The 21052-nt window shown below is 60.6% G+C and carries 38 protein-coding genes and 3 pseudogenes; 22 read left to right on the top strand and 19 right to left on the bottom strand.

The window, feature by feature from the left end:
- Positions 1–52 precede the first annotated feature (52 nt).
- From terL to B2V90_RS10180, 17 genes and pseudogenes are all read right to left on the bottom strand, one after another.
- Positions 53–1561 carry a phage terminase large subunit gene (gene terL, locus B2V90_RS10255; protein ID WP_293921125.1) on the bottom strand — a complete coding sequence of 503 codons (1509 nt, stop codon included), beginning with the start codon at positions 1559–1561 and terminating at the stop codon, positions 53–55.
- Positions 1530–2024 (bottom strand): DUF2280 domain-containing protein, encoded by a 495-nt coding sequence (locus B2V90_RS10250; RefSeq protein WP_293921123.1) that lies wholly within the window; start codon positions 2022–2024, stop codon positions 1530–1532. Before B2V90_RS10250 ends, terL begins: the two co-directional genes overlap by 32 nt.
- A 14-nt stretch (positions 2025–2038) precedes the next feature.
- Positions 2039–2584 (bottom strand): putative metallopeptidase, encoded by a 546-nt coding sequence (locus tag B2V90_RS10245; protein WP_293921121.1) that lies wholly within the window; start codon positions 2582–2584, stop codon positions 2039–2041.
- Between the two features lie 74 nt (positions 2585–2658).
- Positions 2659–2862, bottom strand: coding sequence for a hypothetical protein (locus tag B2V90_RS10240; protein ID WP_293921119.1), 204 nt, complete (start codon positions 2860–2862; stop codon positions 2659–2661).
- Positions 2859–3098 carry a hypothetical protein gene (locus B2V90_RS10235; protein WP_293921117.1) on the bottom strand — a complete coding sequence of 80 codons (240 nt, stop codon included), beginning with the start codon at positions 3096–3098 and terminating at the stop codon, positions 2859–2861. Before B2V90_RS10235 ends, B2V90_RS10240 begins: the two co-directional genes overlap by 4 nt.
- Positions 3099–3128: 30 nt before the next feature.
- Positions 3129–3335: a hypothetical protein gene (locus B2V90_RS10230; protein ID WP_293921115.1), complete on the bottom strand. Its 207-nt coding sequence runs from the start codon at positions 3333–3335 to the stop codon at positions 3129–3131.
- A 4-nt stretch (positions 3336–3339) separates the two neighbouring features.
- Positions 3340–3879, bottom strand: coding sequence for a hypothetical protein (locus B2V90_RS10225; protein WP_293921113.1), 540 nt, complete (start codon positions 3877–3879; stop codon positions 3340–3342).
- Between the two features lie 478 nt (positions 3880–4357).
- A pseudogene (locus tag B2V90_RS23150) lies at positions 4358–4528 on the bottom strand (helix-turn-helix domain-containing protein); the annotation flags it as partial.
- Between the two features lie 11 nt (positions 4529–4539).
- Positions 4540–4794, bottom strand: a complete 255-nt coding sequence (locus B2V90_RS10220) for a helix-turn-helix domain-containing protein (protein WP_293921111.1) — start codon at positions 4792–4794, stop codon at positions 4540–4542.
- A complete protein-coding gene (locus tag B2V90_RS10215) occupies positions 4791–5102 on the bottom strand; it encodes a hypothetical protein (RefSeq protein WP_293921109.1) in 312 nt (103 codons plus the stop codon). Before B2V90_RS10215 ends, B2V90_RS10220 begins: the two co-directional genes overlap by 4 nt.
- A 38-nt stretch (positions 5103–5140) precedes the next feature.
- Positions 5141–5395, bottom strand: coding sequence for a DUF2312 domain-containing protein (locus B2V90_RS10210; RefSeq protein ID WP_293921107.1), 255 nt, complete (start codon positions 5393–5395; stop codon positions 5141–5143).
- A complete protein-coding gene (locus tag B2V90_RS10205) occupies positions 5392–5895 on the bottom strand; it encodes an HNH endonuclease (protein ID WP_293921105.1) in 504 nt (167 codons plus the stop codon). Before B2V90_RS10205 ends, B2V90_RS10210 begins: the two co-directional genes overlap by 4 nt.
- Before the next feature lie 160 nt (positions 5896–6055).
- A complete protein-coding gene (locus tag B2V90_RS10200; RefSeq protein WP_293921103.1) occupies positions 6056–6199 on the bottom strand; it encodes a hypothetical protein in 144 nt (47 codons plus the stop codon).
- The gene (locus tag B2V90_RS10195) at positions 6196–6828 is read right to left on the bottom strand and encodes a hypothetical protein (protein WP_293921101.1); all 633 of its coding nucleotides are present in this window, start codon (positions 6826–6828) and stop codon (positions 6196–6198) included. Before B2V90_RS10195 ends, B2V90_RS10200 begins: the two co-directional genes overlap by 4 nt.
- Positions 6825–7274 (bottom strand): hypothetical protein, encoded by a 450-nt coding sequence (locus tag B2V90_RS10190; protein WP_293921099.1) that lies wholly within the window; start codon positions 7272–7274, stop codon positions 6825–6827. The genes B2V90_RS10195 and B2V90_RS10190 overlap by 4 nt, the downstream gene beginning before the upstream one ends.
- Before the next feature lie 163 nt (positions 7275–7437).
- The gene (locus B2V90_RS10185; RefSeq protein ID WP_293921097.1) at positions 7438–7620 is read right to left on the bottom strand and encodes a hypothetical protein; all 183 of its coding nucleotides are present in this window, start codon (positions 7618–7620) and stop codon (positions 7438–7440) included.
- Between the two features lie 119 nt (positions 7621–7739).
- Positions 7740–8210: a hypothetical protein gene (locus B2V90_RS10180; protein ID WP_293921095.1), complete on the bottom strand. Its 471-nt coding sequence runs from the start codon at positions 8208–8210 to the stop codon at positions 7740–7742.
- 53 nt (positions 8211–8263) lie between these two features.
- Between B2V90_RS10180 and B2V90_RS10175 the strand changes: the two genes are divergently transcribed.
- The 21 genes and pseudogenes from B2V90_RS10175 (at position 8264) to B2V90_RS10080 (ending at position 17858) form a co-directional block, all read left to right on the top strand.
- Positions 8264–8875, top strand: coding sequence for a helix-turn-helix domain-containing protein (locus B2V90_RS10175; RefSeq protein ID WP_293921093.1), 612 nt, complete (start codon positions 8264–8266; stop codon positions 8873–8875).
- Positions 8876–9053: 178 nt separating this feature from the next.
- A complete protein-coding gene (locus tag B2V90_RS10170) occupies positions 9054–9431 on the top strand; it encodes a hypothetical protein (protein WP_293921091.1) in 378 nt (125 codons plus the stop codon).
- 24 nt (positions 9432–9455) lie between these two features.
- Positions 9456–9734 (top strand): hypothetical protein, encoded by a 279-nt coding sequence (locus tag B2V90_RS10165; RefSeq protein WP_293921088.1) that lies wholly within the window; start codon positions 9456–9458, stop codon positions 9732–9734.
- Positions 9731–10081: a hypothetical protein gene (locus B2V90_RS10160; protein WP_293921086.1), complete on the top strand. Its 351-nt coding sequence runs from the start codon at positions 9731–9733 to the stop codon at positions 10079–10081. The genes B2V90_RS10165 and B2V90_RS10160 overlap by 4 nt, the downstream gene beginning before the upstream one ends.
- 2 nt (positions 10082–10083) lie before the next feature.
- The gene (locus B2V90_RS10155; protein WP_293921084.1) at positions 10084–10383 is read left to right on the top strand and encodes a hypothetical protein; all 300 of its coding nucleotides are present in this window, start codon (positions 10084–10086) and stop codon (positions 10381–10383) included.
- A 513-nt stretch (positions 10384–10896) separates the two neighbouring features.
- Positions 10897–11475 (top strand): hypothetical protein, encoded by a 579-nt coding sequence (locus B2V90_RS10150; RefSeq protein ID WP_293921082.1) that lies wholly within the window; start codon positions 10897–10899, stop codon positions 11473–11475.
- 11 nt (positions 11476–11486) lie between these two features.
- Positions 11487–12452 carry a hypothetical protein gene (locus tag B2V90_RS10145; RefSeq protein WP_293921080.1) on the top strand — a complete coding sequence of 322 codons (966 nt, stop codon included), beginning with the start codon at positions 11487–11489 and terminating at the stop codon, positions 12450–12452.
- Positions 12452–12847, top strand: a pseudogene (gene ssb, locus B2V90_RS10140) (single-stranded DNA-binding protein); the annotation flags it as partial. The gene B2V90_RS10145 and the pseudogene ssb, both read left to right, overlap by 1 nt.
- 44 nt (positions 12848–12891) lie before the next feature.
- Entirely contained in the window at positions 12892–13248 is a 357-nt protein-coding gene (locus B2V90_RS10135) for a hypothetical protein (protein ID WP_293921078.1), read from the top strand.
- Entirely contained in the window at positions 13241–13633 is a 393-nt protein-coding gene (locus B2V90_RS10130; protein ID WP_293921076.1) for a recombination protein NinB, read from the top strand. Before B2V90_RS10135 ends, B2V90_RS10130 begins: the two co-directional genes overlap by 8 nt.
- A 29-nt stretch (positions 13634–13662) precedes the next feature.
- On the top strand, positions 13663–13989 hold the full coding sequence (locus B2V90_RS10125; protein WP_293921074.1) for a hypothetical protein: 327 nt from the start codon (positions 13663–13665) through the stop codon (positions 13987–13989).
- A gap of 62 nt (positions 13990–14051) precedes the next feature.
- Positions 14052–14186 (top strand): hypothetical protein, encoded by a 135-nt coding sequence (locus B2V90_RS10120; RefSeq protein WP_293921072.1) that lies wholly within the window; start codon positions 14052–14054, stop codon positions 14184–14186.
- Complete coding sequence (locus tag B2V90_RS10115) at positions 14186–14584, top strand: hypothetical protein (RefSeq protein ID WP_293921070.1); 399 nt, start codon at positions 14186–14188, stop codon at positions 14582–14584. The genes B2V90_RS10120 and B2V90_RS10115 overlap by 1 nt, the downstream gene beginning before the upstream one ends.
- A 30-nt stretch (positions 14585–14614) precedes the next feature.
- A complete protein-coding gene (locus B2V90_RS10110; RefSeq protein ID WP_293921068.1) occupies positions 14615–14794 on the top strand; it encodes a hypothetical protein in 180 nt (59 codons plus the stop codon).
- Entirely contained in the window at positions 14784–15188 is a 405-nt protein-coding gene (locus B2V90_RS10105) for a hypothetical protein (RefSeq protein ID WP_293921066.1), read from the top strand. The genes B2V90_RS10110 and B2V90_RS10105 overlap by 11 nt, the downstream gene beginning before the upstream one ends.
- Positions 15185–15373: a hypothetical protein gene (locus B2V90_RS10100; protein ID WP_293921064.1), complete on the top strand. Its 189-nt coding sequence runs from the start codon at positions 15185–15187 to the stop codon at positions 15371–15373. Before B2V90_RS10105 ends, B2V90_RS10100 begins: the two co-directional genes overlap by 4 nt.
- Entirely contained in the window at positions 15370–15885 is a 516-nt protein-coding gene (locus B2V90_RS10095) for a hypothetical protein (RefSeq protein WP_293921062.1), read from the top strand. The genes B2V90_RS10100 and B2V90_RS10095 overlap by 4 nt, the downstream gene beginning before the upstream one ends.
- Entirely contained in the window at positions 15875–16156 is a 282-nt protein-coding gene (locus B2V90_RS10090; RefSeq protein WP_293921060.1) for a hypothetical protein, read from the top strand. The genes B2V90_RS10095 and B2V90_RS10090 overlap by 11 nt, the downstream gene beginning before the upstream one ends.
- Positions 16146–16532 (top strand): hypothetical protein, encoded by a 387-nt coding sequence (locus B2V90_RS10085; protein ID WP_293921058.1) that lies wholly within the window; start codon positions 16146–16148, stop codon positions 16530–16532. The genes B2V90_RS10090 and B2V90_RS10085 overlap by 11 nt, the downstream gene beginning before the upstream one ends.
- Before the next feature lie 37 nt (positions 16533–16569).
- Positions 16570–16734 (top strand): annotated as a pseudogene (locus tag B2V90_RS23145) (helix-turn-helix domain-containing protein); the annotation flags it as partial.
- Positions 16735–16763: 29 nt separating this feature from the next.
- Positions 16764–17858, top strand: a complete 1095-nt coding sequence (locus tag B2V90_RS10080) for a tyrosine-type recombinase/integrase (RefSeq protein ID WP_293921057.1) — start codon at positions 16764–16766, stop codon at positions 17856–17858.
- A gap of 246 nt (positions 17859–18104) precedes the next feature.
- Here B2V90_RS10080 and B2V90_RS10075 read toward each other — a convergent pair whose 3' ends face one another.
- Both B2V90_RS10075 and B2V90_RS10070 read right to left on the bottom strand, forming a co-directional pair.
- Positions 18105–18317 (bottom strand): hypothetical protein, encoded by a 213-nt coding sequence (locus B2V90_RS10075; RefSeq protein WP_009821667.1) that lies wholly within the window; start codon positions 18315–18317, stop codon positions 18105–18107.
- Positions 18318–18473: 156 nt separating this feature from the next.
- The gene (locus B2V90_RS10070) at positions 18474–19847 is read right to left on the bottom strand and encodes a M28 family peptidase (RefSeq protein WP_228222487.1); all 1374 of its coding nucleotides are present in this window, start codon (positions 19845–19847) and stop codon (positions 18474–18476) included.
- Between the two features lie 117 nt (positions 19848–19964).
- Between B2V90_RS10070 and B2V90_RS10065 the strand changes: the two genes are divergently transcribed.
- On the top strand, positions 19965–21052 hold a 1088-nt coding region (locus B2V90_RS10065; RefSeq protein WP_293921055.1), incomplete at its 3' end, for an ATP-binding cassette domain-containing protein.

Here is a 21052-nt window from a genome sequence, read left to right as displayed (position 1 = left end):
CCGACCATGAAAGATAGTTACTTCATGGCGCGATAATTCGCAATGATGTTGCTTACAAGAACCAGCCCGACTTGCTGTTCATCTCGCCCAGCATCTCGGCAACCGCATCCATGAGCGGGTCAACCTGGTCATCGTGCCCGGTCCCTAGTCCGTCGAACATCTGAAGCTCAGCCAAAAGCGCCGTCTTCCAGTTTGCATCGGCGGGGAGGTGGACCATGCCTGTTGCGATCCATGGTGCCGCATCAAGGCCGCGCGTGAATTTGTTCTTGTCCGTGCCGCGCGGAATGCCGCTGATCGGAACCCCTTGGCGGCGAAGTTGCTGGATCAGGCCAGTGCCCGACACCTTGTCCTCCACCTTGAAGCCGCGCACGTTCTTGCCCTTGTGCTTGGCCCAGAAAGCGAGCGCGGTCTTTTCCAGCTCGGGCGCCTCCCATTTACCGCGAACCTGATCGACAAGATAAATCCCCGCCGGCGCCTTCCCCCATAGCTGGATGACGGAATAGTCATTGCGCTCCCCGGTCTTTTGCGCGGTGTCGGCGTAGATCGTGTAATATTCGAACGCCGGAAGCTCGCTCCAGAACCGGAAGCCGCTCATGTCGAACAGCGCGCCCTCGATCGAAACGGGACGCTGCATATACTGACTGGCGAAGGTGTAGGCGTCAGCCTTCAGCACTTCGATTTCCGCCTCATCATGTTTTTCATCCCATAGCGGGCCATCGGGCAAGCCGTGATCGATCGGGATGCCGTGCGTCCATTCCGGCGGGTATGTGTCCGCGTTGTTGATGATCACCGGCAGATTGAGATGATGCCACTTTTCGCCGGTGCCTCCGGTCAGCAAGTGCCCAACGAAGTCATCCGCATGAAGCCTCTGCATGATGACGATGATCGGCACATCATCATGGGCAAGGCGCGAACGGAAGGTGTTGGTCGCGCGCTGGTTCACCGTCTTGCGCTTGGCGACCGAGAATGCGTCATCAGGCTTGAGCGGATCGTCAATCACCAGCGCCCCGGTGAAGATGCTGCGATCCATGTAGCCGGCGCGGAAGCCGGTGATAGGGCCGCCAGCGGCTTTGGCGAGCATCCCGCCGCCCTCGACAGTCTTCCACCTGTCCTTGGCCTTGCTATCCACGCGGACGGACACGGCGCGAACCGACTGGTAGGAATCGAGCGCGATCAGCTGCAGCACCTTGTCGCTGTTCTCGCGCGCCAGATCATCGGAAAAGGTGGAGTGAATGAAGCGGGCTTTCGGGTTCACATGGAAGCCCTTGGCGATGAAGTTCACCACCGCAGCTTCGGTCTTGGTGTAGCCCGGCGGAACGGTGATGATCAGCCGCGTGATCTCGCCTGCCAGCACCCGGTCCAGCGTCTCGCCGATAACGCGATGATGCGGGCCTTCGATGAACTCCATCCCCTCGCGCTCGGGGAAATACCAGCGTGCGAAGTCCAGCAGCTTCCCTTCCGGCGCCAGCGCCTTGGCCTTTCGATCGGCAACGACTGCGGCGAGCAGGGCAAGCCGTGCAGCACGATCGTCAGAGGCCGATTGCGGCAGGGTCGATGCCAAGGCGCTTCGCCTCCTCGATCAGGTTTGCGGGGGTGCGGTCCTCGGTTTGGATCGGGCCGCCATTCCGCCCCGTCAGCTCGCGTCGGTTGGTATAAGCATTACCCATCTCTTCGGCCGCCTGCTTATTGAGAGCTGCGGCTAGCGGATAGTTGCCCTTGCGCTCAGCAGCCTGAGCCATGCGATAGAGCGCGCGAAGGCGCGTGGACCTGTGAGCGATCGGGACAGCTGTCGCCTCGTTGATGAAGCCTGCCCGCGACGCTTCAAACATCTCGCGCCATTTCGCCGCTAGATTGCGGCCAGCGTGCTTGGTCGGGTCGTGCCCCTCGACCGCTTGACGTGACACCTCAACGCCGAACTCTTCCTTCACCGCCGCAACGACCTGGCTGGGCGTATCAAAGGCTGCCAGCGCGTTAATGATGAAGCGCTTGATCTCGTCTGGGATTGTGGGTTGCCGGGATGCCATGCGTCAAATGTCCGTCAAGCTGCCGTGCGCAGGCATGTGCCGCACGCTCCAGCGATTGATGCCGCGCCAATCAGCGGCTTATGTTTCGCGACTTCGGCCATGGCAGCGACGCCGGGATCGATCGCCCCATAGCGGGCCACGACGCCGACGAACTCTTCCACGTCATGCCCGCGGATCGCAAAGGACGGCGTTCCGTCCTGCTTGAACTTGGGCATCCCGAACTCGTCCATCTTCTGTGCGCAGTGATAAAGCTCATGCTCGACCAAGGCACAGAACGATGCGTCGTCCATCCCGTGCGCAGCCGGTGCGCTGAAGGTGATCAAGAAGTCCGGCATACCGCCGAACCATTCTTCCACCTGCTGCATGGCTCGCGCACGCTGCCACTTCCCCATCGCCATGGGCGGCATCAATTCGGCCTGGCCAATCACGCTGCGCATGTTCCGGCTGTTGTCGCAATTGGTCCAGAGGATGCCCAGCTTGGCGTCGCGCAGGTGAGCGTGATCGGCGTTGAACAGTTCGCTCCCCACATCCAGAAATGTGTCGCGCAGCCAGTCCAGCACGTCGGGCGCGGGGATGAATCGGTCCGCCATTTCAATTTCCGAGAACGTCGTTAAATCTTCAGGCGGGTAGGGTCTCATCCCCCAACTCCTTCCGGTTCCACAATATCGGCCCAAGCCGCCGGCGCCATGATCTCGCGCCCAACGGCATCGCGCCATCCATCGCACCATGAGCATATCGCCGCATATCCATCGGCCCACAGCAGCACATCGCGACCGTCCCGCCGATCGTCGGGCAGCATTTCCATAGCCTGCCAGTCACGCGCCACGCTTGCCATCATTCCCGCTCCTTGATCGCACATGCCTTGCTCCATCCCTTGGGCAGTACCGTAATGACGCGCCCGTCCTGGATCACGACCCTCTGACCGCCGCTCAGGATGACATGCCGGGCACCGAAACTTGCTGCTCGCTGGATCGTCGCGCTTGAGAGTGCTGCGACCGCTTGGTCATGAGTAGTGTCGCACACTCTCTCGCGATACCGATCCGCAGCGTGACGGGTGACGTGGATGCTCACCATTCCATCACCCTCCAATAAAACTCCGCCCAATCAGGTCGGCCAGACCAGCTCGTAATCCTTGCCTGTCGCCGGCTGCCACGATACGATGTCGAAGCTGTCCGTCCTCCCTGGCCATGGCGTCCACCTGCGCTTGTTCGGATCGACAGCGCGAGCGACGAGGCCGCAGCGATAGCGGATGTCCACCAGCGGCGGACTGTCATTGCCAGCGAAGGGGTTGCGGCCTGGGTTGGCGGGCATTGCATCAGACCTGGCCCTGCGCGGCCATCTTGGCCTGCATTTCCTTGAGCAATTCGCCCATGCTGCTTGCGACGCCGCGGCGATCTTCCTCATCATCCTGCTGTTGCTCGATGCGCGGGGCATTTACGTTTTCCAGCTTGCGCTGCGCCTCATGCAATCGGGACCGCAAGAACCCCTGCGATAGCCAGACAGGCGGCTTATAGCCGATGATAGCCGGCACGATCTTCGAGGGATGGTCGCAGGTCCGTCGGGCTTCTGCGCAGGCGTCATCGAAGATCACCGATGGCACAGCGGTCAACTCCATCGCCGCAACGGTGAGCCATTCCAACCTATCTTCCTGCGACATGCCGGAAGGGGCGGTCAGAGTCAGGCAACGCGACAGGGCCGCCATGATTTCGTCCATCGGGCGAGGGGAGAGCTTGGCCTGAAGGGCTGAAACCTCCTCCTCCAGAGAGGCGCGCAAGAGCTTGGCGTGCTGCCGCTTCTGTTCGTCCCATGGCGCGTCCGTCCGGGGATTGCTGAACTGGTCTTGATCCTGATCCATTCCGTCGCCTCCAATCTTCGTCGGCCCGCCTCAGCCAGCCGTGGTATGCCTTGTCCCAATCCAGCTTTCGGCCCTTCCCGCGCTCGTTGCTGGCGTTCGCCGCCCAATCATGGAGGGCGCTCAACTCGTTTTCGATTTTGCCTGGTGGCCACTGCGTGACCCTAGCTGCCAATTCGGTCGGCAGGGGTTTGGTTGGCGTCCAGCCCTCAGGAAGTCTGTGCCAATTTTCGTTCACAGGCTTCGCGCGCCTATCCGAAGAAGCTTTAGCTTCTGAGGATATGGTGGTTACTGACGTATTGGGCGCAGCGGCTGCGGGGGTATCTGTCGTTCCCTGCACCGGTGCATTCTTTGCGGGGGCGCAGCGCTTGCGGGGGTTTACTGGTGCAGTGGCTGCGGGGGTTGTGGTGCATTCCTTGCGGGGGTGAAGGTGGTATCGGCAGCCCCTGCCTGGGATCATCAACCGAGTGAGATGGCCCTTGGCTTCGAGCGAAGCGGTGACGCCTTGAACAGTCCGCTCGCTCTTGCTGCACTTGCGGGCGATCTGTGGAACCGATGGCCAGCATTCGCCCTGATCGTTGCACCAGTCCGCAAGGGCGAGCGCTACCAGCTTTTCGCTGTCGGGCAGGTCGATATCCCACACCTCGGACATAATGCGGATGCTCACGCCAGCGCCTCCACAAAAGCCATGAACCGAGGGTAGCGCGCCGCATAATCATCGGCCTTGCGGATGCCGGACAGGACCGTGCTGTGATCGCGGCGCATGGCATGACCTATCGCCGGCAGGGTCATTCCCTTACGACGCATGGCGGCCATGACAGCGAAGCGAACGAGGCACAGGCCACGCAAGCGGCAGTCGCTTCGCAGAAGCCACACAGGAACGCCAGAAAGGACAGAGGCGCGCTCTATGGTGGTCATGCCGGCAGCACCTCCACCGTTACGCGTCCGCCCTTTACCGGCTCGCCAAAGCGATAGGTCGGACGGAAAATATTGTCGTCGCAGCGGAAGGCGTCTGCCAAGCCATCCCGGCCCGCTTTGAACGCGCCAATGCATCCATCGTCATCGCGCCGCCGGCGATCAGGTGGGTTGAACGTGATGACAAGCGGCAAAGCCTCCATGTCCGAGGCGTCGAGAAGGTTCAGCGATAGCGCCCAGCAGGTCTTGCGGTAATAGCGGGTCGCACCGCTATACTTCGACCAGTGGTGCCGGCGCTTGAAGTTCGGCATCAGCTGCTTCGGTGGCCAAGGCAGTTCGATACGCACGGTCAGATATCAAACCCCAGCTGCATATTCAGCGCCGCGGCATAGGTCGCCAGCACAGCCTCTTCTTGCGTGCGCTCATCGGTGCGCTTCTTCCGCATGGCGACCAGCTTGCGGCACGCCTTAACGTCGAAGCCCTCAGCCTTCAGCGCGGAATATCGGTCCTTGATGTCGTCACCGATTCCGGTCTTCTCGGATTCTAGCCGTTCGATGGCCTCGATGTGCTGGCGCAGGACTTCAACAGCTACATTGTCACTCATGCGACATGCCTCCAAATTCGATTGTTGCGGATGAGATGAATTGTCGAGACGGACACGCCGAATGACTTTGCGATCTGCGGCCCTCGGTAGCCTTTGGCTATCAGCGCACGAATTTCCCGGACACGTTCGTCAGTAAGTTTCGCCCCGAAAACATCGGCTCCACAGATATGCGTACCGTGCCGTTTCCGGTCAGCCTGGTTTTCGATTGGGGTGGCCCAGCGAAGATTGGTAAGCTGGCAGTTCGAACGTATGCCATCGTTATGCGCGGCTACTGCTCCATCGAATGGCTCTGCACCGCAGAATGCGGTCAGAATGATCCGATGAACCCGAAACATGCGGGTAACACCGTCTCGCGACAGGCTCACCACAAGGTAGCCGTTGCCACCGTCCACTTGGATTAATGGTTGATCGGATCCAACACGCCGGATCGCGCCAAGATTACTGGCCTCATAAAGCCCGTCATAATCGGGGACCGGCATCCATACTTCACGAACGGACATGCTCAATTTCCCTCTCGGCCAAGAATAGGGAGAGGCGGGAGGTCAAGCTGGTCGCGCATCTGGCGAGCCTTTGCCCGCACACGCTCCCGCTCCGACAAGCGATGCTCACGTGCGACGGCGGACAGGCGGCGGGCAGCCCAGCGGTTGAGGAGAGCGCGGATCATCGAGCCTGCTCCCGCGCAGCCTTCATCGCCATTTGATGCGCGGCCCGGTCGCTCATGTGCCGATATTGCGGCACGCGATCCCGCCGCGCCTTCCGCGCCGCTTCCTTGACGGCATCCTGCATGGTGGCGGGCGGGGTCATGCGGCGGCGTCCGGATAGTCGGTGGCGCGCTCCAGGCGCTTGCGGCACGGGGCAATCCAGCGAAGCCGGGATTCTGGCTGGTCATGCAACCAGATAAGCCATGCATATGACGTCGCGCTGGCTGCTTCAGGATCTACGCGCCCCTTGACCATCGGAACTCGCTCAGCAAATTGCAAAACGAACGACGGGGGGCGATTGGAATAGAGGCGCTCGAAACGACCAACCCCTTCAAGGAAGGCGCTGCGAAGGATAGCGGCGCACCCCACGCGTGATGTTGCCAGCGCGCGCTCGACAAATTGCTCTGCCAGCCGAAAAGGAGGGTTCATGCATGTGAAATCGACTGGCGGAATCTGTCCTGGAAACAGGAAGTCCTCGATCGCAAAACCATAGCCGTAATCGTGAACGTCGCTCGCTATGACCGCGCCGAAATACTCTCCAAGCGGCCTAACCATAAAACCGCGATTTGCGCACGGCTCGCGCACAGCCATTGCTGACAAATCAGTGCCCAGCTCTGACCCAAGCCATTCGCACAGCGCGCGCGTCGCCCAAGGCGGCGTAGGGAAATCGTCCAGCGAGTTATGCGCCTCAACGCGGCGCTGCATGACAGCGGTGCTACGGTTCTGGCTCATGCGACCTTCCCCGCACGATCCTGTAGTCCGGCAGCGGCCATCTTGATGTCTGACACCTCGCTATGGACGATGCGGATGCCACCAGGCCCATCAGGGTGGCGCGCGGAAACATAGCGCTGGAGGATATCGACGGCGGCGCGGGCCAGATCATCGATGTCCGTTTCGTCCTGTTCCGCATCAGCGAGAACCTTGCCGCCCGGATCGAGCATGAGGCTGGTCAGTTCGTTCGGGATCACGCCCGACAGCTTCACCAGCGCGGACACCGGCATTGCCGTGCCCTGCGCGTAGGAGCGCAGCGTCCCGTGAGGGATGCCGCTCTCCAGCGCGAGGATCTTGAGCGACAGGCCGTGATTGCGCTCGGCAAGGCGAAACATCGCCAGTTGGCCCGCTTCCACCGCCTGCGTGATTTCGCATGTGCGAGATGAGATGTTGTTCCGCTCAGTCATTATCTCAAATCCCATGATCTACGTGATTGACAGAAACATTCCCGACGCCCGGCATGGTGGGAGAGGGTTCGCGGCGGGCGTCGGCACCAGCATGGGGCGCGCTGGTGTGGGGGAGTGCAGTGCCCAACCCATCGCTGCCGTTGCTTTGCGGGTGGTGGGGCATTTAGGCCTCGACCAATCTGACAGGACGACCGTAGGCTTTCCGGAACGTCGCCATGCGCGTGGCTATGTAAGCTTCGCGATCCAGCCCAATCTCGCTAACCCAGTCATCAGCGACATGCTCAATATCGAACCATTTTCCGTCATGATCATGGTCGGACGAATGCTGAACCTGGATAACAGCCATCCCTCACCCCCTCCCGCTCGGCACGACGCCAGCGGCGACCACGTCCGGGCATGTGCATACGTCGATCCGGCGCTTGCAGGCGCGGCAGAGGAAGTCGGGGCTTGGAGCGGGGGCGCGGGTCATGCGTACTCTCCGCAGCCACGACCGATTTGCCCCGCATCGCGAGCGTCCACGAAGTCAGTCCAGTGGACCCAACCTTTCGGGCAGGCAAAGCCCCACTCGCGAACTGTCGGGCCAGTCATGAAAAGCGAGATGGCGCGTTGACCGGGGATGACCTCAAGGCGATGCAGCGCATTGGCAGCGCGTTCGATCACGTCACCGGCAACACGGGTAAAAATGCCTTCCGGCGTATGCTCGATATAGGTACCGGCGATGAGAAAGCTGGTATTAGCCCACGGGTGATCGTGCATGGCCCGGTCGTCGTCGGACTGCCGAATGTCGTGCAGGTAGACGTTGCAGGACTTGTTGCGCGGGATCACCCACCAGCGACGCATATAGTCGTCACCTATGATGAAGTCGGGATTGCGCGCCATTACGGCTTCAGCCCATGCCTGCATGTCAGCAAGGCTCGCGTATGGAATATTGCTCACGCTGCCGCACTCCTTTCGCGAGGGGCGCGGGCGGCGGGGGGCGTCCATGGATTATGGCGCTCAAGCACCTTGATATCGTCGTCGCGCATCTTTGCGATCGTCTGGTGACGCCAGCCCAACTTTCGATAGATAGCGATGGCCAGGCTGACAGGCGGGACGCGATGCCCGCCGATGATCTTGTTCGCATAGGACGGGCTGATGCCAACGGCCTCGCAGATGGATTGTGCGCTGGGTGCGTTGCTCATGAGCCCTTGTCACAGATTGTGACTTTGAAGGCAAGAGCTAAATGTCACAGCCTGTGTGGCGACCCAGCTTTGCAGCCATGGCATATTGTGACCATGGACGATCAGTCGAAGAATGGCGGCCCGAACCATCTTCGGGCGTGGCGGGAATACCGTAAGCTGACGCAGGCAGAGCTTGCGTCAGAGGTCGGCACCAACGCGAACATGATCGGCTATCTCGAAAGCGGCGAGCGAGGCCTATCCGCAAAATGGCTGCGCAGGCTTGCGGACGCCTTGAAGATTAGTCCGGGCCATTTGCTTGACCACGATCCGAACAGCCTGCCTACAGATATCCTTGAAATCTGGATGAATGCTGACCCTGGGCAGCGCCGCCAGCTCGCCGAAGTCGCCAAGGCGCTGGTTCGCACCGGCACTGACGGCTAAAACCGCCACACCACTTTCCTACAGCTAAGAAAAACGCCTACGATCGCGCCTTGAGAGGCTGCGATTCGCGAACTGTGAGCAGGCAAATCACAAAATGTGATATTTCCGCTTGACGCCACCATCACAATCTGTGACAACCAATCTCACCAACCGGGATCACCCGAAGGAGATTGGACAGATGGCTCCCTGGCACCAGCAACCCGAAGCACTGGCGATCCTCCGCGGCATTGCGAGCGCGCCGGTTAAGTGCATCCGACACGAACGCGGCTATTACAACACTCGCGACGAATGGCTTTGCTACGATGACGCGGACTGGCGGTATCAGCGCCTCAACGCCATCTGCAACGATTACCTGAACCCGCTTCTGGCCGACGCGCAGGCCTGTCGCGATGGTCGCACTTTGGCTGCCGGCGTCCTCGACAGTGTCGACAAGGTGATTGACGCCGCGTCTGCCAAGCCAGCGATTTTCAACCTGAACGATGGCGACGATCGCGCCGAATATGACCGGCTGCGCGGGCTGATTTTTGGCAACCGCCCCGCGTCGATCGCCGCCTGATCGCCCAGCAGAAGGAGATTTGAGATGGATAATCCGAGTGCGTTTCCCGAAGTGCCGGGCGATTTCAACGCCTATGAGGGTAGGCCCGGGATGACCCTGCGGGACTGGTTCGCTGGTCAGGCGGTTGGCGCGGTCGTTCGTCAGTGCGCCGGTGATGCGGCTTTTGGCTATCCCGACGGCGTCTCCAGCATGGAACAGCTTTTTGCCGCCAAGGCATATGCCATCGCCGACGCCATGCTGGCCGAGCGCGCCAAGTCCACCGACCTCGACCCCATTGATACCAGCGTGGGAGGGGTGGAATGATTATGAACGCCACCCAATCCCTTGAGCATGCTGCTGATCGGGCAAACCAGTGGGTCGCCAGCGCTGCTCCGGTTATCCGTGCGTGGTTGGGCCTTTACGCCACGGAGCACGACCTGTGCGAGGCGGACAAGCGCACCTTTGAGAAAGCATGGCCCATCATCGAGAAGGCCAGCGCCAGCCTCTACGCGATCATTGAGGGCGTCCGCGAAGAAGCCATTTGCGACCATTCCATGATCGGCCTTTCGGAAATGACCGATGCCCAGTGGGATGCTGTCGAAGAGTTCAACGATGCCCTGCGCCACGATGTGATTTCCGTGGCTGCGGCGATCAAGAAGGTGGGGGCTTAGTGATGGGATATCTGAAGACCAGCATCATGTGGCATGGCAGCCAGGGCGGTGAATGCGAAGCCTATGTTGGCGTCAGCTACACTGGCCACAAAGGCTTTTGCGGCGACCATATCGACCCGCCCGAACCCGCGACCGTCGAAATTGACGATATCAAGGTGATCGAGGGATGCCCGCTTCCCGACGACTACGAGGCGACTGACGAACTGATCGCCGAATGCTTGGCTGATTGGGACGAGGATGCCGCCGATGCGGAAGAATGGCGCGCGCAGAGCCGCCGTGACCAGCTGATGGGAGGCTTCTGATGACCCGCATCCTATCCGCCCTCCGCTACCCCGGCCCGTTTGAGCGCATGACGCCAGGTGAGGCGATTGTTTCTGCCGGGATCGTTTTTGCGATGGCTTGGGTGGTGTTCTCATGAGCCGGGCGACCCCTTCGGGTCGGGCTGTCGCGGCTGCGCCGTCGAGCCGGTCCCCGTCTCGCCCCTGCCGGGCTTCTATCCCTGTCGCCTGGATCGTCGCTGCTGCTGAGGCAGGCCGGAACGATCCCGATCCCTTCTATCAACCGAAAGGCAACGAGCAATGAATGCGCTTGTCCCTATCCATCCTCAAACCAATGTTGACGCCTATCGTGCCTCCACTGACGCGGCGAGCCTCTGCAAGGACATCGTGGTCAACACCGCGAAGAAGCTGGGCGACCGAAACTATGTCTGTGTAGAGGGCTGGCAGGCCATCGCCATCGCCCATGGATGCACTGCGTCGGCTCGGGCTGTCGAAAAGGTTGAGGGCGGCGTTCGCGCCATCGGCGAGGTTCGCCGCATGTCCGATGGCGCGGTTATCGCCGAGGCTGAAGGCTTCGTCGGTGAAGACGAGCCTACTTGGTATGGCGGAACCATGCGCTCATGGAAATGGGGCCAGAAGCGCGGCGAAAAAGTCTGGTTCGACAAGGAAATGCCCAAGCGGGCGGACTATGCGATCCGCGCGATGGCGCAAACTCGCGCGATTAGCAGGGCGTGCCGGTCTGCCTTTGCGCATGTCGTTGTTATGATGAACGCCGGCCTTTCGACAACCCCTGCCGAAGAGGTTCCGCTGGAAGGCTTCGACAGCGTCCAGGATGCCTATTTTACCGAAGCTCCGACGCAAGACCGCAAGACAGAATCTCGCCGTCAGCAGGCAGAAACACTCAGCCCCGAACAGGAACTGATGCTTGAGGACAAGATGCGCGAAGCCGGCGTCGATCCCGCGAGGTTCCTTGCCCCGTCTGGGGTCAGCAACGCACGCGATCTTCCCGCAGCCCATTTCGCTGCCGCGATGAAATCTCTGAATGATCGGATTGCCAAAAAGCAGCCCGTTAATCCGCAGCGCTCCGAAGAGCTTGCCGACGAAATCCCTTACTGAAAGGACCGACAATGACGATGTATCTGTCGAGCAAAGGGGCGGTCCCGATCGCCACCATGCCATTCCCATACGCCACCAACGCGCTCAAGAAGTTGAACCGGGAAAGCCCCGAGCGGATTGAAGAAATCAAGGCGCTTACCGAGCATATCGCCAAGCTGGAGGCGGAAGGCTCGGGCAACTCGCGTGCCGTCGTCGGCGATAACCAGCCCCCGGAAGAGCCGGCGGTTAAGGTGTCAGGGCGGGAAGCAATTGATGTCCATGTCTCGGATCTGCTTACCGAGGTAGCCAATTGGGCCGATGGCGTCGCGATTGAAACCGAAGGGCAGGCGGCAGAGGTCGGCAAGCTTCACCGATCGTTGCAACAGGCCGCCGAACTGGTGAAGGACAATGCGGCTACCGAGAAAAAGCCGCACAATGATGCTATCACCGAAATTCAGTCCTGGAACAACGGATATGTAGCGAAGGGGCTGAAGGGCACGCCGGATGGTAGCCTGACGAAGGCCATCGCAGCCACTGGCCGGTTGTCCACGGCATGGCTGACGAAGCAAGAAGAAGAGCGAAAGGCGCGTGAGAAAGCCGCAGCTGATGCCGCGCTGATTGCCGCCAAGGAGGCCTTCGCTCTTCGCGAAGAGGCGAAGGAAACTACCGATCTTGCGGTCATGGACCGAGCGGAGGACGCCCTAGCCGGGGCGAAGGCACTGCTGCGCGAAGCTGATGGTGTCGCCAAGGAAAAGGTGAAGGTCAGCGCCGGGCAGGGTGTCCGCGCCGTAGGCCTTCGTTCGATCTGGCACGCCGATCTGGTCGATGCTCCGAACAGCTGGGCGCTCGCTTACGGGCACTACAAGCAGAACCCGGCCTTCATGGATGAATTTCACGCACTGATCCAGCGTTGGGCGGACCGTGACGCCCGCATTGAGGCGCATCGCCTTGCCGGTGTTCCCGGCTTCCATTTCCGCGAAGAGAAGGTGGCAGCATAATGGCTGGCAGCGTCAACAAGTGCATCATCGTCGGCAATCTCGGCGCCGATCCTGAGATCAAGTCATTCCAGAATGGCGGCAAGCTTGCCAATCTTCGCATCGCCACGTCCGAAAGCTGGAAGGATCGCCAGACCGGCGATCGCAAGGAGCGGACGGAATGGCACAGCATCGCCATCATGGGCGAAGGCTTGGTCGGCGTCGCCGAACGCTTCCTGCGCAAGGGGTCCAAAGTCTATATCGAAGGCCAGCTGCGCACCCGCAAATGGCAGGACCAAGGCGGTAACGATCGCTACAGCACGGAAGTTGTGTTGCAGGGACCGGGCGCTGTCCTGACCATGCTCGATGCGCCCAAACAGGGCGGGCAGGGCGGTGGCTACAGCAAGGGCGATGAAGGGTTCATCCCCGGCTTCGATGATGATTACGTGCCGGGCTTCGATTGATGCTCCGGTCATCCGCCTTCGCACCGCGCAAGAAGAACAGCCACAAGGCTGATTTCTATCTGCGCGCTCCATCCTTCCTCCAGTGGCTTCGCGGTCGCAACTGCCTGCTTTGCGACAAGGGCGGGTGCGAAGGCCGGATCGAAGCCGCACACGTTGATTATGCGGGCGGCAAGGGCGTCGGGATCAAGGTCGCTGACCGATACGCCATCCCGCTTTGCTCTGCTCATCACCGGGCGCAGCACAATTGGGGCTGGCAGACCTTCGAAGACAATTTCCGCATCGATGCCCTGGAGGCGTCGAAAGCCTATTGGAACGCTTGGCCAGGTCGCAGGGCATGGGAGGATAGCCGTGCCTGACGGACACACCATCATCCTGCGCAGTGACTACACGCGGATGCAGGCGCACCGACTGATCGAACAAGCCCCGCAAGGCGCTGTTCTCAACATTCGGGCGGCGCGCCGGACCGTCGATCAAAACGCCCTTATGTGGGCGCTCTTGTCGGAAATCAGCCGCGCCAAGCCAGAGGGGCGGACGCTCACCCCTGACGTGTGGAAGTCGCTTTTCCTCCACGCCCTAGACCATTCGCAGCGCTTCGAAATGGCGCTGGACGGCAAGGGCATGGTGCCGGTCGGGTTCCGATCGTCCCGGCTATCCAAGGAGCAATTCAGCGCTCTGATCGACACCATCCACGAATACGCAGCGCGTCATGGGATCGTGCTGTCTGACGAACTCGCAGCATAGGGAGAAACACCATGGCATTTCTAGGACTGATGACGGTGAAGGAGCATGACCGGATTGTCGCGAAGGCGGATGCGGTCATTGATGACGCGGCGCGGCTGTTGGATCGTGAAGGCATCAGGGGTCGGTCGCTGGCGCATCAGGTGAGCGACGCGATTGCGAAGATCCGCGAGTTGAAGGCCAGCCTTGATTACTCACGCCATTGCGGTCGTGAATCCGGCCACACGATCCTCAGCTATCGCGACCGCCTCGAACGCATTGCCGCCCAGGCCACCCCTGGCGCGAACGCGACTGTCAAGCGCATGGCGGCGATTGCGAGGGGCGATGCGCCGGCGAAGCAGCCCGCCACCCACTCTTAACCCGGCGCCAGAGCGCAACACCCTCGCCATTCTGGCTTTATGTGGCGAGGGGAAAGGGATTTATGATGACAGAGATGAACCGCGAGCGCGAGCAACTGCGCGCCAAGACGCTGGCCCTGATGACAAACCCGCCGCGTGAACGTGTCGAGCGGATGCGTGGGCATCGGCAGTGGATCATGCCTGTGGGGAGGCGGTGATGTTTTTGCTGTGTCTTTTTGTTGTGATGGGCGGGGCTTTCTTCGCACTGACCTCTGCTTTTTGCAGCATATTCTATTTCGTGGAGGGCAACTGGCCGACTTGGCACTTTCGCCTGTTTGCGTCTTGGTGGTGGCCTTTCCGAAAGGCAAGCGCTGGGACTATGCTTGCCGACACTATCATCGGCGACCTGTATAGGGATTGGTCAAAACAAGATCGTGACCGCCTTTATAACGCCAAACTGCGCGCCACGGTATCGGACTGGCTGGATACTATTACGGCGGCCGTAGACGGCAAGAGCATACCGTTAAACCAGTGGGATAGATACCGGATAGCAGAAGCTCTGCGCAAATGGCGCTGTGGGCGATGCAAAACAGCAAACTGCGCAAGAAGTCGCTGAGGCAATTATCCGCGCATACGGAGAGCGCTCATGACCCGCCACCACGGCCATGACCAGTTCGTCGAGTGCGGAGGCCCGGCAAGCCATCGCATGATCTGCCCGACCTGCGAAGTCCAGCACGGCTACCGCGATCGGCTGGTGGATGACGTGCAGCCGGATCAAAGGCCGCCATTGCCCCTTAGAATTGTGGAGAACCCCCATGCAGAATGACAAGCTGGTTGAGGCGCTGGAGAGGATCGCGAACAGCGGGCGGTATAGTCACCCGCTCCTCAACGTGTTCCAGATGATAGATATTGCGGCCGATGCTCTCGCCACCCTCTCGCGATCCGATGACGGGGCGGGGGAGGAACCAAAAGCCTATCTCAAATTCTGGTGGAACGCGGGACGCTCCTGCACTCGCGTCGATTTGACGGAGGTGAATGAGCCGTGGCTTGAGGAAATGAAGCCGACGATAATCCCCCTCTACGCCCACCCGCCCGCTGCTGTTGCTGGGGAGGGGGAAGATTGGCGTCACAAACTGCGGATGGTCATATCCGGCATTGACGCATGTCTTTCGATCCTCGCCTCCACCAAATCCCCCGATGCCGATGGAGGTGAAGCGTGAGCGATTATCGACGCCAGCAAGCATGGGTTGCCGGTAACAAGGCTGGCAAAGCCGGCCTTCCGAGCGACCGCAACAATCGCCAGCGCGGCACGATCTTCTACGATGATTGGGCGGACGGCTGGGAGGAAGGCCGATATTCGAACTCGCGCGCGTCCGATGCTCAAGCGCAGGGGGAAGAGAAGTGAGCGACGATTTTCTCACCCAACTGCGGCGGGTCAATACCGAACGCTATGACGTATGGGCAAGACAGCCGATGATGCTTTGCGAGCATTGCGGAAAAGACAGGCCGAGCGCGGATGACTCCGGCTATAACAACTTCTGCTCGCCGCCATTCGATAAGCAGGAGCATAGATTTACTCGACCGCACCCGTATCTCACTGTCAGCAACGACGCCGGGATTATGTTCGATGCTCTCGAACTAGGCGGCGAAGTGGGCGAACTGTTGAATGTCGTCAAAAAACTGGAACGCGAGCAAAGGGGCTGGCGCGGATCAAGGGCTGCACCAGAGGATTTCGCCGACGAGTGCGGCGATGTGCTGATCTGCCTTGATAAGTTGGCGCGGCGGATGGGTGTTGATTTGGCAGAGGCGACCGCTCGCAAGTTCAACGCGACTAGTGAGAAAGTTGGTCTACCTCACCGCCTAGCCACCTCCGCCGAACCCAATTCCGAGATCGGGGAGGGGTGTCATGGCGAGTGAGCCTATATTCCGCGATCTATTCGACGACCTCCGCATGAGAGGTGCGTTTGACGCTCGGCTTCTGCAACCGATGATGGCTAGCCAGATAGGCGAGGGTTGTCCGTTCCCCACCATTAAGGCCGCAGCCGATCACTATGGCCTGCATCCAGAGAGGATGCGCCAGCTTGTCCGTGGTGAGCGGGCCGCTGAACCGCAAGTTTTGGAAGCGCTTGGGTTGGAAAAGATCACCCTCTACGCCATCCGTCAGAAAGGATCAGACCATGCAGGTTGAGGTGAGTGACCGCGAGCGCCGCAGATTGTCAGATCCGCAACGGCTGCTCTGGCGCGATGATGTCGAGGGAATTTGTCCGACGCCGGGCGCGTGCTGGGAATATGGCGACACTGCGCGCTGCGGGCCTTGCGCTATCAAACAGGCTGAGAAATTCGGGGTCGAGAGCAATCACGACCTCCCGAACATGCCAGAGGTCTATCGCCTTCGCCGCGCAACCCGCACCCTGGAGGCGCAGATAGCGGAGTTGCATGAACGCATCGGCCAAATTGAAAGGGCGCTCATGTGTGGCGACGATGCAGAGGCGATGGCTCTGACCGACCTCACTGATTATTCTGCTATTAACGCCGCCCTCCAGCACAAGGAACCCAAGCCATGATTGCGTCCGCCATGATCCGCGCGGCGAAGGAGGGGTGATGGGCAACGAGAGCCTGACACTGTGGACCGAAAAGGAAGCGGCTAAAGCCCTCCACGTCTCGCCGCGCACGCTCCGTAGCCTGCGCGCCGCCGGGATGATCCGCTATATCCGCCCATCGCCGCGGAAAGTATTTTACACGCCAGAGGACTGCGCGGAATATCTCGCATCCCAGCGCCGCCAGGACAATCCGCCATGTCGCTCTACAAACCAGCCAAAAGCCGCTTCTACCAGTTCGACTTCCAATTCCAAGGTCGTCGGTATCATGGATCGACTGGCTGCACGTCCAAGCGCGATGCGGAGCGATTCGAGGCCGAAGAGCGACGGAAGGCGGCGCTAGGTGAGAAGTCCAAGCCAGCCATTACCCTGGAAAAGGCTTGCGACCTCTGGTTTGATCGCGTCGGAAAGTTCCACAAAAACCACTACACCGAACTCTATCAGCTCGGCAATCTGGTCCGCGGGCTTGGGCGCAACGTGATGCTTCATGACATCACTGTCACCGCCATGGACGACTATATCGCCAGGCGCCGGGCGGACGTTAAGAACGCCAGCGTCAATCGGGAGACGACCCTTCTAAGGCGTGTCGTCAACTGGTGCGCGGACCGTCACGAAGCGCCTGACATCAAATGGAAGAAGCTGATCCTTCCCGAGCCGGTCGAGCGCGAGCGCGAATTGACCGCGGAGGAGGAGCGCCGGCTGTTCGAGCATCTGCCCGATAGCCTCAAGCCGCTGGTCGAGTTCGCCATCCTATCGGGTCAGAGGCGCAGCGAGTTGATCGCTATGCGCTGGGTCGATGTGGACTTCAAGGAGGCGCGGGCAAAGGTTTGGGCCAAGGGCGGAAAGCCGCATAGCTTTCCACTGACGCCGCGGATGGTGGCGATCATCAAGGCGCAGCCGAAAGGATGCCCGCAGGTTTTTACCTATGTTGCCGAGCGTGATTCGCCGCCGCGCGATGACCGTCCCCGGCGCATCAAGGGTGAGCGATATCCGTTCAGCAAATTGGGCTGGGCACGGAAGTGGAAGAAGGCGCTCAAGGACGCCGGGATCGACAATTATCGGTTCCACGACAACCGCCACACAGCCGGAACCCGGAACCTGCGCGCCAGCGGCAATCTCCGTGGCGTCCAGAAGCTGCTAGGCCACAAGGATATCAAAACCACTGCCCGATATGCTCATGCGCTGGAGGAAGATGTGCGGGCGATGCTCGCTGCAACCGAGTCCCGGAATAGTCCCGAACCGGAAAATGAAACGGCAGAAAAAGCTAGGAAATCAGCCAATGATGCGGCATAGTATTCCTGCTCCCAAAGCAGGCGCGCTACCGGACTGCGCCACTCCCCGACTGCGTGGCCCCTAGCCGGGAAACGAGCGGTCCGTCAATCGATCTTCCATGAAAGATCATCAGTTGGAAAAAATTCACCGGAATGTCTTTTACGACATTTGCCAGGGCACGGCTTCGCGCCCGACGCCCGGATCACGCCATGAAAAAGGGCGGGCCCCGAAGGACCCGCCCTTTCTGAAATCTCGCTAATGCGAAGATTACATCGCGTTCGAAGCGTTCATCGCGTTCATCGCGGCGTTGTCGGCGACATTCGCGGCGTCCATCGCATTGTCCGAAGCGTTCATGGCGTTCTCGACAACGTTTTCGACGACAGCGTTCGAAGCGTTCGCGGTCTCGTTGGCCGGCTTCTCACCGCAAGCGGCGAGGGCCATCAGGCTGGCCGAAGCGAAAACAACAGCGATCTTCTTCATTGTGTACGGCTCCCATAGCATTATGCCGCGTCTGGCACGTTACAGAGTGACCCTACGCGAGCGACCCGCATTAACGTGTGCGCTGCACAAATCAATGCTTTTCTAAGTCGGTGAAGTGGCAGAATCACACGACGGGGTGTTGTCTACTATAAAAGTTCAGTTAGCGCTCATGCTTTCTGCCGCATTGGCGACCAGGTTCAACGTCACTGCCCACGCTGCGACATTCTGTCGCAACTGGGCGACGTCCACCTTGTCGAGCGTATCGTCAGGCGTATGGTGCAGGTCGAAATAGCGTGTGCCATCCTGCTGCAGGTCGATGACCGGAACGCCCGCCTTCACCAGCGGCGCAATGTCGGCGCCACCACCTGCCTCCTGCCGCCCGGCGCCAATACCCAATGGGGCAAGCGCCATGGCAATCCGCTTGGCCAGGTCATCATGCCCCTGCGGCAGCTTGAAATCGACGCGCCAGACGCGATCGGCGCCAAAGTCCGATTCCATTGCCAAGGCGTGACGCTCGGTTCCGTGGGCCTTGAAATAGGCGCGAGCGCCGTCACCGCCAACTTCCTCGGCGCCTGCCATCAACACGCGAATGGTCCGCCGAGGCTGGCCGGCTTTGGCCACTTGAAGGGCGGAGGCGGCCGCAATGCCACAGCCGGTCGCATCATCGATCGCGCCCGTGCCCTGATCCCAGCTGTCGAGGTGACAGGCCGCCACCACCACGCCCGCAGCCGGATCGCTGCCGGGAATTTCGGCGACGACGTTACCCGACGGCTGATCCTTCAACATTTTCGACGTGAGCGTCAGGTGAACCTTCACCGGCTGGCCCCGCTTCACCACCCGCACCAGTTGCTCGGCGTCCGGCACGGACAAGGCGGCGGCCGGGATCGGCGTGGCTCCGTCAGCCCACATCTGTACCCCGGTATGCGGCACGCGATGATGATCAGTGCCGATCGATCGGATCAGGATGGCGATCGCGCCCTTTTTGGACGCGATGCTGGGCCCCTGGCGACGCGCGGCACCATAATAGCCATAGGAAGAGCCATCCTGCGTGGCCCCCATCCCATGGTCGACAAAGGCAATCTTGCCCTTCAGGCTGGCGGCCGACGCCGCTTCCAGCGCATCGATACTGGGGAAGTAAATGATCTCGCCCTCGATACCCTTGTCCGACGTGGATCCGCTGTTCCCCAGCGCTGCAAGCACCAGATTTTGCGGGAAGGGCGACAGGATGCGCGCCTCGTCCTGTCCGCGAACCCAGACAGGCATGGTGTAGGGTTCGGCGCGGACATTGGAAAAGCCCAATGCCTTGAGCTTTGCCACCGCCCAGTCGCGCGCACGCGCTTCCTGCGGTGTGCCGGCCGGGCGGGGGCCGACTTCGGTCGTCAGCCCTTCAGTGAAGTCCCACGCCACATCGTCCTTTAGCGCCGCCTCCCGAATCACGTCATTGTCCGCAGGCGCGGCGAGAGACAGGGAAGGGGTGAAAATGCTGCCAAGGAGCAGGGCGGCCAGCGTGCCCGATCGGATTTTCTGCATGGGTGGAGGGGTAACGGGCCTTCCCCTATTTGCCAATATGTTCCGCGTCCGCTAACCCGGCGCAAATTTTCCAATCCGCTTTTTTCCTACCTTAGACTTTCGGAGCAGCGCGCACCCATGTCCGCCTCATCGCAATATGCCTATGTCATGAAGAGCATGACCAAGAGCTTCCCCGGCGCGGCGAAGCCGGTCCTCAATCAGATCAACCTGCAATTTTATCGCGGCGCCAAAATCGGCATTGTCGGCCCCAACGGCGCGGGCAAATCGACCCTGATGAAGATCATGGCCGGAATCGACACCGATTTTTCGGGCGAGGCCTGGCCGGGTGAAAATATCACCGTCGGCTATCTGCCGCAGGAGCCGCAACTCGACCCGAACAAGACTGTCCTTGAAAATGTGAAGGACGGCGCGCGCGAAATGGCGGACAAGCTGGATCGCTTCAACGAGATCAGCATGATCATGGCCGATCCGCCGGAGGACGCGGATTTCGATGCGCTCATGGAAGAAATGGGCACCTTGCAGGAACAGATCGACGCCGCCGATGGGTGGACGCTGGACAACCAGCTGGAAATCGCGATGGAAGCGCTCCGCTGCCCGCCGTCCGATTGGGGCGTCGAAAGCCTTTCCGGCGGTGAAAAGCGCCGCATCGCGCTCACCCGTCTGTTGATCCAGAAGCCGGACATCCTGCTGCTCGACGAACCGACCAACCACCTGGATGCCGAAAGCGTCACTTGGCTGGAAAATCACCTTAAGGAATATGCCGGCGCGGTGTTGATGATCACCCACGACCGCTATTTCCTCGACAATGTCGTGGGCTGGATCCTGGAACTCGATCGCGGAAAATATTTCCCTTACGAAGGCAACTACTCCACCTATCTGGAGAAGAAGGCCAAGCGTCTGGAGCAGGAAGACCGCGAGGCGACCGGCCGCCAGAAGGCCATTAACGACGAGCTGGAATGGATCCGGCAGGGGCCGAAGGGCCGCCAGACCAAGTCCAAGGCGCGTATCGCCAAGTTCGAACAGCTCGTAGCCTCCCAGGAAAATCGCGCGCCCGGCAAGGCGCAGATCGTTATCCAGGTGCCTGAACGTCTGGGCGGCAAGGTGATTGAGGCCAAGGGGATTTCCAAAGCCTATGGCGACAAGCTGCTGTTTGAAGACCTGTCCTTCATGCTGCCCCCCGGCGGCATCGTCGGCGTCATCGGCCC

It is taken from the genome of Sphingobium sp. UBA5915 (assembly GCF_002431195.1).
In the GTDB taxonomy this organism is placed as follows: Bacteria; Pseudomonadota; Alphaproteobacteria; order Sphingomonadales; family Sphingomonadaceae; genus Sphingobium; species Sphingobium soli.
The sequence above is the reverse complement of the archived record's forward strand: the minus strand, read 5'-3'. Positions and strand labels throughout refer to the sequence as shown.

Coding starts and splice junctions, on each gene's coding strand:
- B2V90_RS10205 (WP_293921105.1), bottom strand. CDS start 5,895: ATGTCCGTTCGTGAAGTATGGATGCCGGTCCCCGATTATGACGGGCTT.
- B2V90_RS10170 (WP_293921091.1), top strand. CDS start 9,054: ATGGCTCCCTGGCACCAGCAACCCGAAGCACTGGCGATCCTCCGCGGC.
- B2V90_RS10120 (WP_293921072.1), top strand. CDS start 14,052: ATGATGACAGAGATGAACCGCGAGCGCGAGCAACTGCGCGCCAAGACG.
- B2V90_RS10165 (WP_293921088.1), top strand. CDS start 9,456: ATGGATAATCCGAGTGCGTTTCCCGAAGTGCCGGGCGATTTCAACGCC.
- B2V90_RS10240 (WP_293921119.1), bottom strand. CDS start 2,862: ATGATGGCAAGCGTGGCGCGTGACTGGCAGGCTATGGAAATGCTGCCC.
- B2V90_RS10070 (WP_228222487.1), bottom strand. CDS start 19,847: ATGCAGAAAATCCGATCGGGCACGCTGGCCGCCCTGCTCCTTGGCAGC.
- B2V90_RS10225 (WP_293921113.1), bottom strand. CDS start 3,879: ATGGATCAGGATCAAGACCAGTTCAGCAATCCCCGGACGGACGCGCCA.
- B2V90_RS10145 (WP_293921080.1), top strand. CDS start 11,487: ATGACGATGTATCTGTCGAGCAAAGGGGCGGTCCCGATCGCCACCATG.
- B2V90_RS10075 (WP_009821667.1), bottom strand. CDS start 18,317: ATGAAGAAGATCGCTGTTGTTTTCGCTTCGGCCAGCCTGATGGCCCTC.
- B2V90_RS10220 (WP_293921111.1), bottom strand. CDS start 4,794: ATGACCACCATAGAGCGCGCCTCTGTCCTTTCTGGCGTTCCTGTGTGG.
- B2V90_RS10250 (WP_293921123.1), bottom strand. CDS start 2,024: ATGGCATCCCGGCAACCCACAATCCCAGACGAGATCAAGCGCTTCATC.
- B2V90_RS10235 (WP_293921117.1), bottom strand. CDS start 3,098: ATGGTGAGCATCCACGTCACCCGTCACGCTGCGGATCGGTATCGCGAG.
- B2V90_RS10215 (WP_293921109.1), bottom strand. CDS start 5,102: ATGCCGAACTTCAAGCGCCGGCACCACTGGTCGAAGTATAGCGGTGCG.
- B2V90_RS10125 (WP_293921074.1), top strand. CDS start 13,663: ATGACGGTGAAGGAGCATGACCGGATTGTCGCGAAGGCGGATGCGGTC.
- B2V90_RS10085 (WP_293921058.1), top strand. CDS start 16,146: ATGCAGGTTGAGGTGAGTGACCGCGAGCGCCGCAGATTGTCAGATCCG.
- B2V90_RS10190 (WP_293921099.1), bottom strand. CDS start 7,274: ATGACTGAGCGGAACAACATCTCATCTCGCACATGCGAAATCACGCAG.
- B2V90_RS10110 (WP_293921068.1), top strand. CDS start 14,615: ATGACCCGCCACCACGGCCATGACCAGTTCGTCGAGTGCGGAGGCCCG.
- B2V90_RS10210 (WP_293921107.1), bottom strand. CDS start 5,395: ATGAGTGACAATGTAGCTGTTGAAGTCCTGCGCCAGCACATCGAGGCC.
- B2V90_RS10230 (WP_293921115.1), bottom strand. CDS start 3,335: ATGCCCGCCAACCCAGGCCGCAACCCCTTCGCTGGCAATGACAGTCCG.
- B2V90_RS10135 (WP_293921078.1), top strand. CDS start 12,892: ATGCTCCGGTCATCCGCCTTCGCACCGCGCAAGAAGAACAGCCACAAG.
- B2V90_RS10155 (WP_293921084.1), top strand. CDS start 10,084: ATGGGATATCTGAAGACCAGCATCATGTGGCATGGCAGCCAGGGCGGT.
- B2V90_RS10150 (WP_293921082.1), top strand. CDS start 10,897: ATGTCCGATGGCGCGGTTATCGCCGAGGCTGAAGGCTTCGTCGGTGAA.
- B2V90_RS10175 (WP_293921093.1), top strand. CDS start 8,264: ATGGCGCTCAAGCACCTTGATATCGTCGTCGCGCATCTTTGCGATCGT.
- B2V90_RS10195 (WP_293921101.1), bottom strand. CDS start 6,828: ATGAGCCAGAACCGTAGCACCGCTGTCATGCAGCGCCGCGTTGAGGCG.
- B2V90_RS10185 (WP_293921097.1), bottom strand. CDS start 7,620: ATGGCTGTTATCCAGGTTCAGCATTCGTCCGACCATGATCATGACGGA.
- B2V90_RS10090 (WP_293921060.1), top strand. CDS start 15,875: ATGGCGAGTGAGCCTATATTCCGCGATCTATTCGACGACCTCCGCATG.
- B2V90_RS10160 (WP_293921086.1), top strand. CDS start 9,731: ATGATTATGAACGCCACCCAATCCCTTGAGCATGCTGCTGATCGGGCA.
- B2V90_RS10080 (WP_293921057.1), top strand. CDS start 16,764: ATGTCGCTCTACAAACCAGCCAAAAGCCGCTTCTACCAGTTCGACTTC.
- B2V90_RS10200 (WP_293921103.1), bottom strand. CDS start 6,199: ATGACCCCGCCCGCCACCATGCAGGATGCCGTCAAGGAAGCGGCGCGG.
- B2V90_RS10115 (WP_293921070.1), top strand. CDS start 14,186: ATGTTTTTGCTGTGTCTTTTTGTTGTGATGGGCGGGGCTTTCTTCGCA.
- B2V90_RS10105 (WP_293921066.1), top strand. CDS start 14,784: ATGCAGAATGACAAGCTGGTTGAGGCGCTGGAGAGGATCGCGAACAGC.